This is a genomic window from Pseudodesulfovibrio hydrargyri, assembly GCF_001874525.1.
In the GTDB taxonomy this organism is placed as follows: Bacteria; Desulfobacterota; Desulfovibrionia; order Desulfovibrionales; family Desulfovibrionaceae; genus Pseudodesulfovibrio; species Pseudodesulfovibrio hydrargyri.
Window position 1 is genome coordinate 1570558 of sequence record NZ_LKAQ01000004.1, and the last position, 15613, is coordinate 1586170.

Below are 15613 nucleotides of genomic sequence, written 5' to 3' on the forward strand. Positions count from 1 at the left end.
CTAATCTCTTCTCCAAGAGCCCGGGACCGCCCTCGGCCCCAGGTGAAATAATCGTTCTTCGGCTACGCTTCGGCCTCGGTGTCGCCTTCGCCTTCACCTTCGTCGCCGCCTTCGGCCTGGTCGCTGCCCTCGGTCCCGCCGGTGGCGCCGTCCCCGTTGCCCTCACCGGAGGTGTCTTCGGAGTCGACCACCGAGGATGCGTCGGGATTGACGACTTCCTTGACGTTGAGCATGTTGATGAACCGGCCGTCCTCCAGGCGCAGGTACTGGGTGCCGTTTTCGGTGACCACACCGTCGACCTTGCCGGAGATTTCGGTCTGGACCATGACGTAGTCGCCGGTCAGGTCGATGCCGAGGATGCCCACGCCGTACTGGCCGTCGGGCAACTCGTTGCCGTTCTCGTCCTTGCCGTCCCAGGTGTACTGGTACGTCCCGGCTTCCTTGCTGCCGAGCTCCACGGTGCGGACGATGGCCCCTTCGTCGTCGTAGATGTTCATCAGGATGCCGGAGACCGTCTCGCCGAAGCCGTAGTAGATGGTCGAGGCGTTGCCCTCGTTCAGGCTGACCTTGTAGCCCTCGGCCTTGACCTCCTTGCCGATGAAACTGACGGCGGTGAGGATGTCGTTCTGGCTCATGGTCTCGTTCAGCGTGGCGATGCCGCTGTTGATGTTGGTCAGCTGCTCCAGGCTCGAGAACTCCGCCAACTGGGAGGTCATGTCGGTGTCCTCCATGGGGTTGAGGGGGTCCTGGTGCGTGAGCTGGGCCACCAGGATGGACAGGAAGGCGTCCTGGTCCAGGCTGGTGTCGTGCTCGGTCGGCGAGTTGGAGGCGGCGAGCCGCTCCTCCTGCTTTCCGAGATAGATGCCTGTGGTATCTGTATACGGCATGGTAGACCTCGTTTAGGCGATAAGGTGCAAGCCTTGATCGGAAGTAATTACCCGTTCTCCGACGGATTGCACTTCCCGGGCCATCGCGCCCGAATCCTGGGCGCGCATGGAGCGCATGTGATTGCGCATGGCGATCATGGCCTCCCGCTCGCGGGACAGGTTGTGCTCGCTTTCTCCGAACCAGTTGTGGAAGCTCTGGTTGTCGGCGAGCCCGGTCTGGACATCCAGCTTGTCCACCTTCAGGCCTTGAGATTCCAAAGATTGCTTAATGATATGAAGGTTGTCCGAGATGATCTTGTGGGCGTCGGCGTTCTCCGCGCGGATGCTCGCGCTGACCTCCTTGCCGTGCACCGAGAGGACGATGGACAGCTTGCCCAGGTTCTCGGGGGTGAGCTGCAAAGTGAGTTGCTTGCCCCCGTTGTTCAGGGTCTTGAGCACGGCCTGGTCGACCTGCTTCATGACCTTGGGAGCGGAAACTTTTTCCCACGCCTTGGTCGTGGAGTTGCCTGCCGTGGCCTGCTCGGAGAGGGCGGTCTTGGTCGTGGAAGCGGTTGCCTCGGTCTTTACCTTGGCTGAAGAATCCTTGGCCTGCGAGCCGTCCTCGCGGACCTTGTCGAAGAAGTTGCCCCACTTGCGGTCGTGCTCGGCCTCGGGGTCCAGGCCCTTGTCCGCGGCCTGGTCCTGGACCGTGGAATCGGTCTTGATCCCCGCCTTGTCGGCGGCGGACTGCCGGGCCTGGCGGCGGACCGTGTTTTCGGACTGGGCGTCCTTGCGCTCGCGGAAGGCCTGGGCCAGCTCGTCGCGCACGTCGGCGTCGCCCTTTTCCTCGGCCACGCGCGGCTTGAGGTCCACGGCCTGATCGACCTGCATGGCCGCCGAGGTGGCCTTGTGGGCGTCGCCCATGATCGAGGCGAACGCCTTGCCCACGGCCTTGACCAGCTTCTGGTCCTTCTTGTCCAGCCCCGCCAGCTCCTGGTTGATCAGGGTGAAGGCCTGCTTCATTTCCTTGGGCAGGGTGTTGGTCGAAAAGAGTTCCTGGATGCGGGTGACGAATTCCTTGGACAGCCCCATGGAGGAGACGAAGGCCTCGACCTCGTCCTTGGTGAACATGGCCTGCTGGTCGGCGGGCATGGCCGCCACCTTGGCCTCGACCTGCTTCATGACCTGGTCGAAGTTGCCCTTCTTCATCTGCTCGATGAGCTTGGAGCTCTCCTGCGTGGTGAAGCCGAGCTTGCCGAAGAACCCGGCCAGCGAGGCCTTCTGCTCGTCGTTCATCTCGGTCTTCCTGGAGGCGGCGATCTTCTTGGCCACGGTGGAAACGAACTGGCCCCAGGTCATGCCCTCCTCGGAATTGACCTTGTCCTCGATGGCCGCGATCTCCTCGTCGGACATGCCGTATTCCTTGAGGTCGTCCCGGACGCCGTCCAGATCCTCGCCGGTCATGCGGGTTTCGAGGTTCTTTTCCTCGTCCTCGGCCGCTGGGTCCGCCTTGGGGGCCGCGGTGCCGGCCGCGTTGACGGTCTTTTTCTCTTCTTCGTCTTCCATGATGCCGGGGGCGGAGTCGAGCATCTGCTGCTCGCTGGTCACCGGGGTCATGGACAGTTCGTCCTCGACCATCTCGGTGTGCTCGTTGAACAGATCGGCGAACCGGGTGCGCTTGTCGTCCTTGGCGTCGGCGATCGCGGACTGGTTGGCGCCCTTGCCCTTGGACGAGGTGGCCAGCTTGATCAGTCTGGCGGCTTCGGAAGCTGCTTCTGCGGCGGTGCCGGGAATATTTTGCATACTTTTCTCCTCCGGCACATATCCAATCAAAAGGCGTGCCAATGGGAAAAAGTCTTTATATCGAGCAGTTAAGTCCGTTCAGAAGGGGGAAGAAATGACCGGTCCGGTGTGGTCCGGCCAGGGGGGAGCTAGGCGGAAGCGCTTACCAGGCGCTCCAGCAGGGCCAGGACGTGGGCCCAGGCCTGACGAGAGTAATCCTTGTTTTCCAGGTACATGTGGGCAAAACCGGTGAACGGCCGGGCCATGGCCGGGCTGTCGGCCCAGAAGGACGGGTCCAGGACCGTGCCGGAGCGCAGGCCGTGCTTGAACTGACGGCCCATCTCCGGGATGTGGGCGAGCAGGCTTTCGGCCGCGCCGGGCGCGCCCTGGGCGAGCCCGGCCCATGCTTCGGCGGCCGCGCGGTCCTCCCACAGCCCGAAGAGTCCGCCGAACAGGGCCTGCCAGAAGCGCGAGGCGAGTCGCTCGGCGTCGGGCGCGACTTGGTCGAGCCTATGTAAATGATATAGGCCGAGTTCGGACCGGCCGGTCTCGAACAGGGTCAGTCCGGGCAGGTCCAGGCGGGCCAGCCGGTCGCTGTCCGCGCCGCCGGCCAGCCGTTTGGCCAGCCCGGCCACCCGGCCCGGCTTGAACGGCTCGTGGCAGAGCAGGGAGTCCTGGGTGCACTGCCAGCATCCCCTGGCGCAGGGCAGGTCGGCCCGAAGCACGTAGTGGCCCGGGGATATGGGTCCGGTCTCCCACGGGTTGACGTTGCCCATGGACAGGTTCAGGCATTTGAGCCCGGTCCAGGCGGCCAGGTGCATGGGCCCGGTGTCCGGGGTGATGAACAACCCCAGCGTCTGGCCCACGGCCCCGAATTCGTCCAGGCCCAGTGCGCCGCACAGGTTCAGGGCCGGTCCCTTGGCCAGTCTGGCCACCTCGGCCCCGAGATCCTTTTCCGCCGGGCCGCCGAAAAGCACCGAACGCAGGCCGCGCCCATGGAGTTCGTCCACCAGCCCGGCCCAGAACGCGGCGGTCGGGCGCTTGGCCGCGTCGCTTGCTCCGAGGAACAACCCCACCTTGTTGGAGCCGGGCAGGGTCCGGGGCAGGGAGAACCGGGTGGCCGCGATGTCCGTAAACGGCACGGCGTCCAGGCCGTTCAGCTCCCCCCAGTGGAAGCGGTTGTACAGGTTGTTGCGCACTAAAGAGGTCCGGTAGAGCTGCCAGTCGCCGTGCACCCGCCGGGTGCCGTCCTCGGACTGGACCGGCCCGAGCTTGGTCTCGGCCCTGACTCTGCCCGCGAGCGCGGCGGCCTTCTCCTGGATGGACAGGTTAAGGACCAGCTCGTAGTCGTGCTTTTCCAGGTGGGCGATCCCGGACCACGGGAAATAGGTGGCCGCCGGGGAGAGACGCATGAGCGGCTCGTAGAAATTTTGTTCCGCGGCCACGAAGATGGGGTGGCCGGGGTGGCGGCGGGCCAGCCAGAGCATCAGCGGGAAGGAGAGGATCAGGTCCCCCATGCGCTGCATCTGGAGTATGAGGATGGGCTTGTCGGGCATATCCTACCCGAAGGTCTTGCGCATGGTCTCCATGAGCAGGGTCATGCGGTGGTCGTAGGTGTGCTCGGCCAGGACCCGTTTGCGCGCCGCGGCGGCCACCCGGGCGCGGGCCGCCGGATCGGCCAGATAGCGCCCGACCAGCTCGGGAATGTCGTCCGGGCTCGCGTAGCAGACGATCTCGGTCCCGGGCTCGAACAGGTCCTCCATCTGGCGGCGGCGGTCCGTGAGCAGGAAGGCGTTGCAGCAGGGCACGTCGAAGACCCGCTGGTTGACCGCGCCCTTCATCTGCTGGCTGGTGCAGTTGAAGTTGATCTCGCTCAAGGGATAGAAGTCGGGCAGGTCGTCGTAATAGGACAGTTCCGGGTGGTAGCGCCAGCCCGACTGCGCGGAGAGCAGTTCCTGCCAGCCTGTGTCGCCCACGATGAGCGGGGAAAACGGCAGGATGCGGGCCACGCAGTCCAGGCGGTAGAGCAGGGTGGCCTGCCAGGTGACGAAGGTCTCGAAGGCCAGTTCGCGCCCGGGGTCGCCGAATCCCTTGTACGCGGCGCGGACCTCGGGGAAATGCTCGGCCATGAACAGCCCGGCCTGCTGCGCGTCGGATCGCGCGAACGCCTTGGCCACCTCCATGGCCGCCCGGAAGAGGTGTTCGGAAGGGTTGGCCGCCCGGGCGCGCATCAGGGTCTTGGTCAGCATGGAGTTGCCCACGAATGAGATGGGCGCGCGCCACTCCTTGACGGGCTCGGCGCGGTGGGGCACGAGCCGGGTCGGGTCCGCGCCCAGGGGCAGGTAAAAGACGTGCTCGAAACCCATGTCCGAGAGCGGGGCGACGGTGTCCAGGTCCCAGGTGAACAGGGCGGCGCGTGGTTCGAAAAGGTGCTTGTACACCCCGAGGATGAGATGCGGGTTGTCCACGAACCAGGAGGCCAGGGGCAGGTCGTATTTGTTCAGCAGGGAAGCGAGGACGCCCTCGCGGTCCACGCCCAGGTGGTTCACGGTCAGGACGAAGTCCGGGCGGAAGGTCTCGAATGCCTCGGTCATGGCGGCCACGAACTCGTCGAGGTCCATTTCCTTTGCCCCGAAGTCCAGGAGCAGGTGCTCCACGCCCAGGCGTTCGCAGGCGGCCGCAAGCTCGCCGATGAGGAAATACTGGCTGGTGAGCAGCAGGATGCGCGGGGCCGCGCCCCGGAATCTGGGCCAACTGGTCGGGGATGCTTGCATGATTCCCTTTTCTATCGGCCGGTTGGGATTTTGTCTACAGGTCCCGGCCTTCGCGGGCCTTGGCCCGGTACATGGCCTGGTCCGCCCGGTGGGTCATGGACTCCAGGGTGTCTCCCTCCCGGAACCCGGCCAGGCCGTGGCTGAATGTGATCGGGATGCCCCTTTCCTCGTCCGACAGGGCGCGGGACACGCGCTCGGTCAGGGCCCCGGCCTCTCCGGTTCCGCCGTCCATGAGGATCAGGAACTCGTCCCCTCCCCAGCGGGCCAGGATGTCCGTGGGGCGGATGATCCGCCGGGTGGTGGCGGCCACGTCCCTGAGCACGTCGTCTCCTACCAGGTGGCCGTATTCGTCGTTGATGGCCTTGAACTTGTTCAGGTCGAGGATGACCGCCGAGAACGGCGTGCCGTAGCGGACCGCCTTGTAGGCGAACTGCCCGAAGGCCTCGTCCAGGGCGCGGCGGTTGGCCGCCCCGGTGAGCGGGTCTGTCTTGGCCAGCTTCTCCAGGCGGCCCTGGTAGTGGTTGATGGTGATGGAGCAGAGCACGATGATCAGGATGGAGGCGAGCAGGCCGATGATCACGGTGCGCACGAGGTTGTTGCGGGCCGAGGCCAGGGCCGAGGACTCGCTCTGCTCCACGATGAGGAACCACTTCAGTTCCGGGATGTACCGGGTGGACAAAAGGTAGTGCTCGCCGTCCCAGTCGTACTGGAAGCTGCGCGAATCGTCGCGGGGCACGAGGATGGCCGGGGCCACGTCGCGGATGCCCCCGGCCTTGGTGATATAGTAGCGTTCGATGCGGGACTTGTCGCGGTGAACCTGGACCAGCCCGTCCTGGTCCACCAGGTAGACCTCGCGGTTATAGTCGTGGCGGGCCTTTTCCAGCAGGCCGGTGACCCGGTCGATGTTCACGCCCACCCCGGCCACGCCCAGGAGTCTGCCGTCCTGGTCCACCACCCGGAAGTTGACGAAGATGGTCAGCTTGCCGCCCTCGGCCTCGTTGGTGTCCACGTCCAGGGCGAACTCCACGTTCTTGCGCACAAAGGCGTAGTACCACACGTCGTGCGGGTCGCGCGGGCCGATCTTCTTCAGGATGCCTTCCTGATAATAGTAGTTGTCGCTTTTGGCCGAGACGAAGAATGTGGTCAGGAATCCGTACTTGTCGCGCAGGTCGGCCAGGTAGCGGGTGATGGCTCCGAGGTCGCTTTCCCCGGATTCGATCCAGTGCTTGAGAAAGGCGTCGTTGGCCATGGAGGTGGAGACCAGGATGGGCCGGAGCATGTCCGCGTGGACTTCGGAATAGATGTTCTTGCCGGTCAGGGGCAGGGAGGAGTTGAGCAACTCTTCCCTGACAGTGGCGCGGGTGAAGGCGTAGTTTATCAGGCTGGTGGCCAGGAAGGCGACCAGCAGGATCAGAGTCAGGGCGGTGATGAGCTTGGTCTTGACGGACATGGCGGCAGTGTAGGCAAGGGTCGGCCCGGAGGCAAGCCGCTTTAGAGCTCGTCGGAATCGAGGATGATGGTCACCGGTCCCCAGTTGGTGAAGTCCAGGTGCATCTCGGCCCCGAAGCGGCCCGTGGCGAAACCGGCCGGGGCGAGCTTGCGGGCGTCCTCCGTGAACCGCTCGAACAGGGATTCGGCCACGTAGGGGTGGCAGGCGTCGGTGAACGAGGGCCGCCGTCCCTTCCTGCAGTCCGCGTAGAGCGTGAACTGGGAGACGAGCATCAGGTCGCCCCTGATGTCCGTAAGCGACAGGTTCAGCTTGCCGTCGTCGTCCGGGAAAATGCGCAGGTTGAAGAGCTTGTCGAGCATCTTGCGCCAGGCCGGGGTCTCGGGGAAGTCCGCCTTGTCCGCCGCGCCGAAGCCCACGAGCACGAGCAGGCCGGTGTCGATCTCGCCGACCACACCGTCGTTGACCAGGACGCGGGCGTCGGAAACCCGCTGGATGACCACGCGCACGGCTAGCCCTCGCCGCCCGGGGCAGGCGTTCGCGGCGCGGCCGGGGCGGTCCGCTCCACGCCGGCCGGGCCGTTGTCCGCGCCGTTTTGGTTGGCGCAGCCCCGGTACAGGGTGCCGAACACGAAGAAGCAGACAAAGGCCAGGAAGGCGATGCCGCTCAGGATGCGCCGGGGGCTGGTCCGGGCGTCCTTGGGGATGAGCAGGGAAGTCATGATCTTCCCGTAGGACATGCCGTTGATCCGGCCGCGTTCGTCGCCCTGTTTTCCGTCTTGATTTCCGGCCATCATTCTTCCCAGTAGGTGGCCTTGGACGTGTTGTTCTCCGAGACCGAGACCTCCACCAGGGAGACGTTCTCCGGCATGCCCGCCTTGAGGTTGCGGTAGATGAACATGGCCAGGTTCTCGGAGGAGGGGTTGATCTCCTTGAAGCACTCCACCTCGTTCAGGTGGGTGTGGTCGAGCCTTTCCAGCACACTCTTGGTCATCCCCTTGAGCGTCTTGAAATCCACCAGGTACTGGACCTCGGGGTCCAGAGTGTCGCCCTCGACCACCACCTCCACGCCGAAGTTGTGGCCGTGCATGTTCTCGCACTTGCCGCAATAGTTGCGCAACTGGTGCGAGGCCGAAAATTCCTGGGCGATGGTCAGTTTCCACTTGCCGGGCATTATCTGGACTCCTTGTATTCGTGCGGCCGCATGCCGTTCCCCTGGAACGCCTCGGCCGGATACTTTCTCTCGTTGATCTCGCATTTTTCGTGGGCGGCCGCAACCAGGTCGATGCCCGTCTCGTCGGCCAGCCGGACCAGGTAGATGAGCACATCGGCCATCTCCTCGGCCACGGCCTGTTTGCGCTTGCCCGAGATCTCCCGGCTCTCCTCCGGGGTCAGCCACTGGAACAGCTCGACCAGCTCCCCGACCTCGCCGGTCAGGGCCATGACCAGGTTCTTGGGCGTCTGGTGCTTCTGCCAGTTGCGGTCGTTGACGAATCTGCGGTGCCGCTCGTTGAGTTCTTCAAGGGAATCCATTTTCTCTCTCGTGGTTGATCGGTTCGGCCGACGGTGTCCGGCGGTCCGGGGCGGGCAAAACCGTCCCCGCTATTTCTTCTTGCCCAGCAGGTCCTCGCGCAGCTTGCGGGCCAGCTTTTCGCGGGCCGGTTCCAACCCTTCGCGGTAGCCCTGGGCGTCGCCGTATTCGAAGAAGGTCCGGTAGTGGGCGTGCACGGACTTGACCGGGCGGGCGTGGCGCACCGGGCACCAGTATTGTTCTGTGCGCGCGGCGACCTCGCGGACGTAGCTCATGACGCCGTTGAAGTAGCCGCAGTACATGCAGTTCAGCTTTTCGAGCCAGTTCAGGTAGCCGAGGTGCTGGCGGTCGATGACCACGTAGTCGCGCCGCCGGGCAAAGGGGATGCCGTAGATCGGGAAGCAGATGAACTGGTACACGGTGACCGCGACGTCCAGGACCACGCAGGGGATCAACGCCCCCCAGATGATCGGGATGGTCAGGATGATCAGCGGGCCGGAGTCGTAGACGTAGTCCAGCCACTTCTTCAGGAACTCGCGCTGCTTTTCCCTGACCTCGCGGGTGAAGCTGACTTTGCGTTGCCTGATGGTGAATTCCAGGTCCTCGCGCTTGGCGCGCAGTTCCTGTTCCAGTTCGGCCTGGAGTTCCTCGATCCTCTGCAGCAGTTCGTTGACTCGGCTCATGCGTCCTTTCCTGTGGGGTTGCGTGCGGAAGCGGGGTGCTTCGGGGCTCGGTCGATGGTGCATGGTGGGCGAGCCCGGCGCGTTTTGTCAACCCGACAAAAAAAGGCCCCGCCGGAGCGGGGCCGCAAGGTGCGTGGAGAGCGGTCCTGCCTAGCGGCGGCGCAACCGCCGGGCCAGGGGCAGGCCGAGCAGGCCGAGGCCCAGCAGCAGCCATGTGGCCGGTTCGGGCACGGTCCCGGCCGCGTATTCGCCCCGGCCGATGAACGCCTGTTCGTAGCCGTTGTCCAGGCCGTACATGCTGATCTCCAGGGAGAGCATGTCGTATTGGCTGTCGCCGAGGCCGGTCCAGTCGTCCAGGAAGTCGTTGAGCTCGGGAATGAGGACGGCGTAGGCCGCCTTCTTGGCCCCGAGATTGTGCGCGAAGACTTCGCCGTCGAACTCGACGTCGCCTCCGGAGAGCACGTAATTGTCCGGAGTGGAGGGATCGACGAGGTCGTAGGTGCCGTAGACGGTCGAGGTCGAATCGTTCCAGATGGAGAGTGACGCGGTGATGTAGAGATCCTGGCCGCTCCCGGTCTCGTTGTTGTTGAAGTAGAAGACGGGCAGGCTGCCGTCCAGGTAGGCCACGAGTGCGGAGATGTTCGCCTCCCACGAGGTGCCGGAATCGGCGTAGATGCCGTTGTTCACCGCGGGATCGGCGTAAGTCACTGTGGAGTAGGGGGTGAAGTTGTTCGGTACGTCGTAGGCGTTTTCAAACCCCGCCGTGTTGACGGCATCCGCCGTGGTGCCCGTCATGATGACGATGTTGTCCGCAAGCTGGCCGGGAGCGGAATCCACGTAATACGGGTCGCCCGAGTTGAATACCGTGTCGGTGAACCCGGAGGCCACGTAGTTGAGTATGGGCAGCGAATAGGAATAGAAGTCGCCGTACTGGCGGGCCAGTCCGGTGTCCACGGCCGTGTCCAGGTCGGGCAGGATCAAGGCCTCGGCCCGTTCGGGCCGGGCGGCGATGAATATGCCGACGATAAGAATGAGGGGCAATATATATCTCTTCATGGTGTCCATCCTTGAGTATGCAATGACGCAGACGCGGAACGCGCTTGGTCATTATGCCGCACTGTGACGATGCAATATGCATACCCTATAAGATAAGCTGATTTTATTGGAGAATTTCATCGCCAAGACAGGGGCGGAGGTGTGAAGTTTTCCGACATTTCAAGAAACTTTACACTGTTGCCATGACATAGATTAAATCTATTGAAAATATTGACGGATGTAGTGAGTTGCGGTGTGGGGTCATGGGGAAGTGATGCGCAAAGCCCATGCAGGACGGGTCTTCGGGGCATCTTGCCAGACCTGTCCCAGTACAAGACCGACCTGTTCTTTTAAACAGGTCGGTCTTGCGGGAATAAGGCTGTAAGAATTTTCGACAGCCCGGAGGAACCGGGAGCGGGGCGGATTACAGGAGTTCGGCCTCGGCCTCGGCGCGGTAGGCCTTGGCGTCGCCGTTCTGCCAGGCCTCCACTTCCTTCCAGAAATCGCGGCCCGGGTAGACCTTCCAGCCGTTGCCCAGCCGCAGGTTGACCACGGACTCGCGGGTGATGATGCCGAGGTTCACGCTGGTGTTGCCGGGGTAGCGCTGGAGGATGACCTTGAGCGCGTTGAGGTGCGGGTCCACCGCGTTCTTCTCCCCTATCCACAGGCTGACCGGCTGGTCCGAGCCCTGGGCCGCGTCGGCCAGGAACAGGACCTTGTCGGCCAGGATCTTGGCGGACTTGGGCGCGTCCTCGGGGCCGGGCTGGTCGTCGCGCTGGTCGATCTTGCCCTGGACCAGCAGGGGGCGGTCCGCGTCGAGCAGTTCGCGCGCCTCGGCGTAGACGTTGGGCAGCATGGTGATCTCGCCGTAGGTGGTCAGATCCTCGGCGTTGCAGAAGGCCATGGGGTCGCCCTTGCGGGTGATGAACTGCTTGTAGTCCGGGATGATCACGGCCACCCGGACCTCGGTGCCGTTGGGGATGGTCTTGCACTCCTCCAGGGACACGGTGCGCAGCCGCTGCATGTCGTGGCGGTAGGCCAGCAGCGGGTGCCCGGACAGGAAGAAGCCGAGGACCTCCTTTTCCAGGGTCAGCTTCTCGCGGTCGTCGAACTCCTCGCACAGGGAGCAGGTCGGCGTGTGGGGGGATTCCTTCTTCTCGCCGCCGCCGAGCATGTCCAGCATGTTGAGCATGCCGGACTCCTTTTCCTTGGCCTTTTTCTGGCCCAGCGCCACGGCCTTGTCCAGATCCTCGAGCAGGGCCGCCCGGGAGCAGGAGAAGCAGTCCAGCGCGCCCGCCTTGATCAGCGATTCGAGGACCCGCTTGGTCACCCGGCGCAGGTTCACCCGCTCGCAGAAGTCGAAGATGTTCTCGTACGGCCCGTTTTCCTCGCGCTCGGCCGCGATCTCGTTGATCGCCTCCTCGCCCACGTTCTTGATGGCCGCCATGGCGAACAGGATCTCCCCGTCCTTGACCGAAAAGCGCGCATGGCCCGCGTTGATGTCCGGCTGGCGGACCTTGATGTCCATGTCGCGGCAGGCGTTGACGTACATGATGATCTTTTCGGTGTTGTTCATTTCCGTGGACATCAGGGCGGCCATGAACTCCACCGGGAAATGGGCCTTGAGATAGGCGGTGTGGTAGGAGATCAGCGCGTAGGCCGCGGAGTGCGACTTGTTGAAGCCGTAGGCCGCGAACTTCTCCATGGTATCGAAGATGTCGTTGGCCACCGCGTCGTCGATCTCGTTCTCGCGCGCGCCCTCCAGGAAGCGGGAGCGCTGCTTGGCCATCTCCTCGGCGATCTTCTTGCCCATGGCCCGGCGCAGCAGGTCGCCTTCGCCCAAGCTGTAGTTGGCGATGACCATGGCCGTGGCCATGACCTGCTCCTGGTAGACCATGACCCCGTAGGTCGGCTTGAGGGTCTCCTCCAGCGACGGGTGCGGGTAGGTGACTTCGATCTCGCCGTGTTTGCGCATGATGAATTCGTCGACCATGGACACGCCGTGGGAGCCGATCATGCCCAAGGGGCCCGGCCGGTACAGGGCGAGCATGGCGACGATGTCCTCGAAGCAGTCCGGGCGCAGCATGCGCAGGTACTTGCGCATGCCCGACGACTCCACCTGGAAGATGCCGTCCGTGTCGCCCTTGGCGAAGATGGCGAAGGTGTCCGGGTCGTCCAGGTGCAGGGTGTCCAGGTCCGGGGCCTTCTTGCCCTGCTCGCGGATGATGTCCAGGCAGTCCTCGATGACCGTCATGGTCCTAAGCCCCAGGAAGTCGAACTTGATCAGGCCGACCTTCTCGACCTTCTTCATGTCGAACTGGGTCACGATTTCACCCTTCTTCCCTTTGTAGAGAGGAAGGTATTCGGTCATGGGCTTGTTGGAGATGACCACGCCCGCCGCGTGGGTCGAGGCGTGGCGGCACAGCCCTTCGAGGCGCGTCGAAATGTCGATGAGCTTGGCCACCCTGGGGTCGGTGGCGACCATGTCGTCCAGCTCGGTCACGGCCTTGACCGCGTTGGGCACGGTGATCTTGGCCTTTTCCACGCCGAGCAGCTTGGCCATGACGGCCGGGTCGTCCGGGATGAGCTTGGCGATGCGGTCGGTCTCGCCGAAGGTCATGCCCAGGGCGCGGCCCACGTCCTTGATCACCGCCTTGGTCTTCATGGTCCCGAAGGTGGTGATCTGGGAGACCCGGTCGTGGCCGTACTTCTGGGCGCAGTACTTGACCACCTCCAGGCGTCGGCGCTCGCAGAAGTCCACGTCGATATCGGGCATGGACACGCGCTCCACGTTCAGGAAGCGCTCGAACAGCAGGTCGTAGGGGAGCGGGTCGAGGTTGGTGATCTTGAGCGACCAGGCCACGATGGACCCGGCGGCCGAGCCTCGGCCGGGTCCCACCGGGATGCGGTGGTCCTTGGCCCAGTTGATGAAGTCCTGGACGATGAGGAAGTAGGCCGGGAAGCCCATCTCCTTGATGACCCCGAGCTCGTAGTCCAGCCGCTTCCAGTATTTCTCCTCGTCCACCTCATAGGTGATGGTGTTCAGGCGGCGCTTGAGGCCCTCCCGGCACAACCGGTCGAACTCCTCGTTCATGGACACGCCCTCGGGCAGTTCGTACTCCGGGAAATAGTAGTTGCCCAGCTCGATCTCGAGGTTGCACTGCTCGGCGATGCGCTGGGTGTTGGAGATGGCCTCGGGCACGTGGGCGAACGACTTTTCCATCTCCTCCGGGGTCTTGAAATAGAGTTCCTTGGTCTCCATGCGGAAGCGCTTTTCCGCGTCCACCGTGGTCTGGGTCTGGATGCACAGCAGGGTGTCGTGGGCCTCGTAGTCCTCGGCGGTCAGGTAGTGGCAGTCGTTGGTGGCCACCAGGGGCAGGCCGGTCTCCTCGGCGCACTTGATGAGCAGTTCATTGAGCCGGTTCTGCTTGCCGATGCCGTTGTCCTGGAGTTCCAGGTAGAAATTGCCGGGGAAGATGGACTCGTAGGTCCGGGCCATGTCCACCCCCGCCTCGAGCCCCTCGTTCATGAGCTTGCGGGGCACCTCGCCCGCCAGGCAGGCGGACAGGGCGATGAGCCCCTCGGAGTACTGCTTCAGCAGGTTCTTGCACACGCGCGGCTTGTAGTAGAAGCCGTTCAGGTACCCCTCGGACACGATCTTGATCAGGTTTTTGTAGCCGCGCTGGTTCTTGGCCAGCAGGACCAGGTGGTAGCCGCCGCCCTTTTCCTTCCTATGGTGCGCGTCCACCTCGTCCACGTCGCCCGGGGCCACGTACACCTCGCAGCCGATGATCGGCTTGATGCCCAGTTCCCTGGCCGCCATGTAGAAGACCACGGCCCCATACATGGACCCGTGGTCGGTGATGGCCACCGCAGGCATGCCCAGGTCCTTGGCCCGGGAAAGCAGGTCCCCGATGCGGATGGCGCCGTCGAGCAGGCTGTATTCAGTATGGACGTGAAGATGAACGAATTCGGCCACTTATTGAAACTCCTTGTCTTGAGGGGACGATGATAGCGTAAAGCCGTGGGGACTGCCACCCGGAAAAGAAGACAGCGATCCTGTTGACATTCTTGTGTGAAAACGGTCCATTGCAACAGGCCGAACCCATACCCTGGAGACTTTGTGGAACCGCTGACGGACGTGACCGCCTACCTGTGGGGCCGCCTGCCCCTGATCCTGCTCTTCGTGTGCGGGTACCTGGTGTACCAGCTCATGGCCGCCACGCGGATCACCGACGGGTTCGTGGCCTGGGCGCTCAGGCGCAGCAAGGGGCATCCGCGCCGGGTTCTGTTTTACATCATCGCGGCCTCGGCCGCGCTATCCTCGTTCATCCCCAACACCATCACGGTGCTGACGCTGATCCCGGTGCTGAAAAGGCTGGACCGCGACTTCGCGGCCCGGGGCGTGACCGGCATGACCACGGTGCTCATGTGCTCGGCCATCTACGGCGCGGCCATCGGCGGCATGGGCTCCATGATCGGCTCGCCCGCCAACGCCGTGCTCTTCGCGGCCCTGGACCTGTTCGAGGTGGCCGGGCGCGACAACCTGAACTTCTTCAATTGGTTCCTGTGGTCCGTGCCCCTGGTGGCGGCCTTCGTCTTCGTCGCCTGGTTCGTGGCCGCCGGGCTGGGGTTGCCGAGGTCGGCGCGCGGCGCGGTCATCGACGTGTCCGGGCCGGTCCGGTCCGGGGCCGACGCCCGCCAGCGCTACGGGGCGAGGCTGTTCTGGCTGTACATGGGCTATTTTGTGATCGAGGCGGTGGCCCGGGAGAACGTGGCCGGGTTCGCGGCCGTGTCGCCCGTGGTCAGCATGGGCTTTGCCGGGCTGTTCCTGTACCTGCTCTTCGTGCGCGGCGCGCCGGCCGGAGGAGGGCGGTCCGGGCCGCTGCTCACCGGGCGGGGGCTGCTCAAGTCCGTGCCGCGCCGGGGGCTGATCTTCATCCTGGCCCTGGCCGGGCTGGTCGGGGTGGTCCACTGGACCGGGCTGGACCACCGGACCGTGGTCCTGGCGGGCAGATTGCTCGAGGGCGATATGGACCCGCGCCTGCTCTTCCTGCTGACCATCACGGCGGTCATCTTCCTGACCGAGATTTTGTCCAACACCGCGGTGGTGGCCGCCTTCTTCACCATCGCCTTCTACGCGGCCAAGGGGCACGGCATGGACCCGCTGCCGCTGATGATCGCGGTGGGCGTGGCCTCCACCTGCGCCTTCATGACTCCCATCGCCACCACCTCCAACGCCCTGGCCTTCGGCGAGATGAAGAGCGCGTCCCTGAAGGTCATGCTCGGCCTGGGGCTGGCGCTCAATGTCCTGGGCGCGCTGCTCATGACCGGCTGGTTGAGCTGGATTCTGCCCCGGCTGTACTGATTCGGCGCGTTCTACTGGTTGAAGGCGCTCTTGATGTCCCGGCCGTAGGTGAAGGTGCGCAGATTCCAGCCCTGGCCGTCGGGGTTGTAGTAGTAGATGTCGAAGGTCTTGGGCATCTTGGGGAAGAG

At 64.2% G+C, this 15613-nt stretch carries 14 protein-coding genes (1 of these 14 cut by a window edge); 1 reads left to right on the forward strand and 13 read right to left on the reverse strand.

The window, feature by feature from the left end; all coding sequences use genetic code 11:
• Window positions 1-62 precede the first annotated feature (62 nt).
• The 12 genes from BerOc1_RS11680 to dnaE form a co-directional block, all read right to left on the reverse strand.
• On the reverse strand, window positions 63-887 hold the full coding sequence (locus tag BerOc1_RS11680) for a flagellar hook assembly protein FlgD (RefSeq protein WP_071545869.1): 825 nt from the start codon (window positions 885-887) through the stop codon (window positions 63-65).
• A gap of 12 nt (window positions 888-899) precedes the next feature.
• On the reverse strand, window positions 900-2669 hold the full coding sequence (locus tag BerOc1_RS11685; protein WP_071545870.1) for a flagellar hook-length control protein FliK: 1770 nt from the start codon (window positions 2667-2669) through the stop codon (window positions 900-902).
• A 128-nt stretch (window positions 2670-2797) separates the two neighbouring features.
• On the reverse strand, window positions 2798-4204 hold the full coding sequence (locus BerOc1_RS11690) for a glycosyltransferase family 9 protein (protein ID WP_071545871.1): 1407 nt from the start codon (window positions 4202-4204) through the stop codon (window positions 2798-2800).
• Window positions 4205-4207: 3 nt separating this feature from the next.
• Window positions 4208-5422, reverse strand: a complete 1215-nt coding sequence (locus BerOc1_RS11695) for a CgeB family protein (RefSeq protein ID WP_071545872.1) — start codon at window positions 5420-5422, stop codon at window positions 4208-4210.
• Window positions 5423-5456: 34 nt separating this feature from the next.
• Entirely contained in the window at window positions 5457-6872 is a 1416-nt protein-coding gene (locus BerOc1_RS11700) for a sensor domain-containing diguanylate cyclase (RefSeq protein ID WP_071545873.1), read from the reverse strand.
• 41 nt (window positions 6873-6913) lie between these two features.
• The gene (dtd, locus tag BerOc1_RS11705) at window positions 6914-7378 is read right to left on the reverse strand and encodes a D-aminoacyl-tRNA deacylase (RefSeq protein ID WP_071545874.1); all 465 of its coding nucleotides are present in this window, start codon (window positions 7376-7378) and stop codon (window positions 6914-6916) included.
• A 2-nt stretch (window positions 7379-7380) separates the two neighbouring features.
• Window positions 7381-7662: a hypothetical protein gene (locus tag BerOc1_RS11710; protein ID WP_129586527.1), complete on the reverse strand. Its 282-nt coding sequence runs from the start codon at window positions 7660-7662 to the stop codon at window positions 7381-7383.
• Complete coding sequence (gene queD, locus BerOc1_RS11715) at window positions 7662-8042, reverse strand: 6-carboxytetrahydropterin synthase QueD (RefSeq protein ID WP_071545876.1); 381 nt, start codon at window positions 8040-8042, stop codon at window positions 7662-7664. Before queD ends, BerOc1_RS11710 begins: the two co-directional genes overlap by 1 nt.
• Entirely contained in the window at window positions 8042-8401 is a 360-nt protein-coding gene (locus tag BerOc1_RS11720; RefSeq protein WP_071545877.1) for a nucleotide pyrophosphohydrolase, read from the reverse strand. Before BerOc1_RS11720 ends, queD begins: the two co-directional genes overlap by 1 nt.
• A gap of 69 nt (window positions 8402-8470) precedes the next feature.
• On the reverse strand, window positions 8471-9082 hold the full coding sequence (locus BerOc1_RS11725) for a hypothetical protein (protein ID WP_071545878.1): 612 nt from the start codon (window positions 9080-9082) through the stop codon (window positions 8471-8473).
• A 150-nt stretch (window positions 9083-9232) separates the two neighbouring features.
• Window positions 9233-10138, reverse strand: a complete 906-nt coding sequence (locus BerOc1_RS11730) for a PEP-CTERM sorting domain-containing protein (protein WP_071545879.1) — start codon at window positions 10136-10138, stop codon at window positions 9233-9235.
• Between the two features lie 403 nt (window positions 10139-10541).
• Window positions 10542-14096, reverse strand: coding sequence for a DNA polymerase III subunit alpha (gene dnaE / locus BerOc1_RS11735; RefSeq protein WP_071545880.1), 3555 nt, complete (start codon window positions 14094-14096; stop codon window positions 10542-10544).
• Between the two features lie 144 nt (window positions 14097-14240).
• Between dnaE and BerOc1_RS11740 the strand changes: the two genes are divergently transcribed.
• On the forward strand, window positions 14241-15485 hold the full coding sequence (locus tag BerOc1_RS11740) for an SLC13 family permease (protein WP_071545881.1): 1245 nt from the start codon (window positions 14241-14243) through the stop codon (window positions 15483-15485).
• 11 nt (window positions 15486-15496) lie between these two features.
• On the opposite strand, the gene BerOc1_RS11745 is transcribed toward BerOc1_RS11740, so the two are convergent.
• Window positions 15497-15613: the end of a hypothetical protein gene (locus tag BerOc1_RS11745; protein ID WP_071545882.1), read on the reverse strand. 318 nt of this gene lie beyond the right edge of the window; 117 of the gene's 435 nt are visible here — the last part of the coding sequence; its start codon lies beyond the right edge, outside the window — the gene reads right to left on this strand; it ends in the stop codon at window positions 15497-15499.

Excerpts from the sequence above, each read along its gene's own strand:
- BerOc1_RS11680 (WP_071545869.1), bottom strand. The coding sequence starts at position 887 with ATGCCGTATACAGATACCACAGGCATCTATCTCGGAAAGCAGGAGGAG.
- BerOc1_RS11685 (WP_071545870.1), bottom strand. The coding sequence starts at position 2,669 with ATGCAAAATATTCCCGGCACCGCCGCAGAAGCAGCTTCCGAAGCCGCC.
- BerOc1_RS11690 (WP_071545871.1), bottom strand. The coding sequence starts at position 4,204 with ATGCCCGACAAGCCCATCCTCATACTCCAGATGCAGCGCATGGGGGAC.
- BerOc1_RS11695 (WP_071545872.1), bottom strand. The coding sequence starts at position 5,422 with ATGCAAGCATCCCCGACCAGTTGGCCCAGATTCCGGGGCGCGGCCCCG.
- BerOc1_RS11700 (WP_071545873.1), bottom strand. The coding sequence starts at position 6,872 with ATGTCCGTCAAGACCAAGCTCATCACCGCCCTGACTCTGATCCTGCTG.
- BerOc1_RS11710 (WP_129586527.1), bottom strand. The coding sequence starts at position 7,662 with ATGGCCGGAAATCAAGACGGAAAACAGGGCGACGAACGCGGCCGGATC.
- queD (WP_071545876.1), bottom strand. The coding sequence starts at position 8,042 with ATGCCCGGCAAGTGGAAACTGACCATCGCCCAGGAATTTTCGGCCTCG.
- BerOc1_RS11720 (WP_071545877.1), bottom strand. The coding sequence starts at position 8,401 with ATGGATTCCCTTGAAGAACTCAACGAGCGGCACCGCAGATTCGTCAAC.
- BerOc1_RS11725 (WP_071545878.1), bottom strand. The coding sequence starts at position 9,082 with ATGAGCCGAGTCAACGAACTGCTGCAGAGGATCGAGGAACTCCAGGCC.
- BerOc1_RS11730 (WP_071545879.1), bottom strand. The coding sequence starts at position 10,138 with ATGAAGAGATATATATTGCCCCTCATTCTTATCGTCGGCATATTCATC.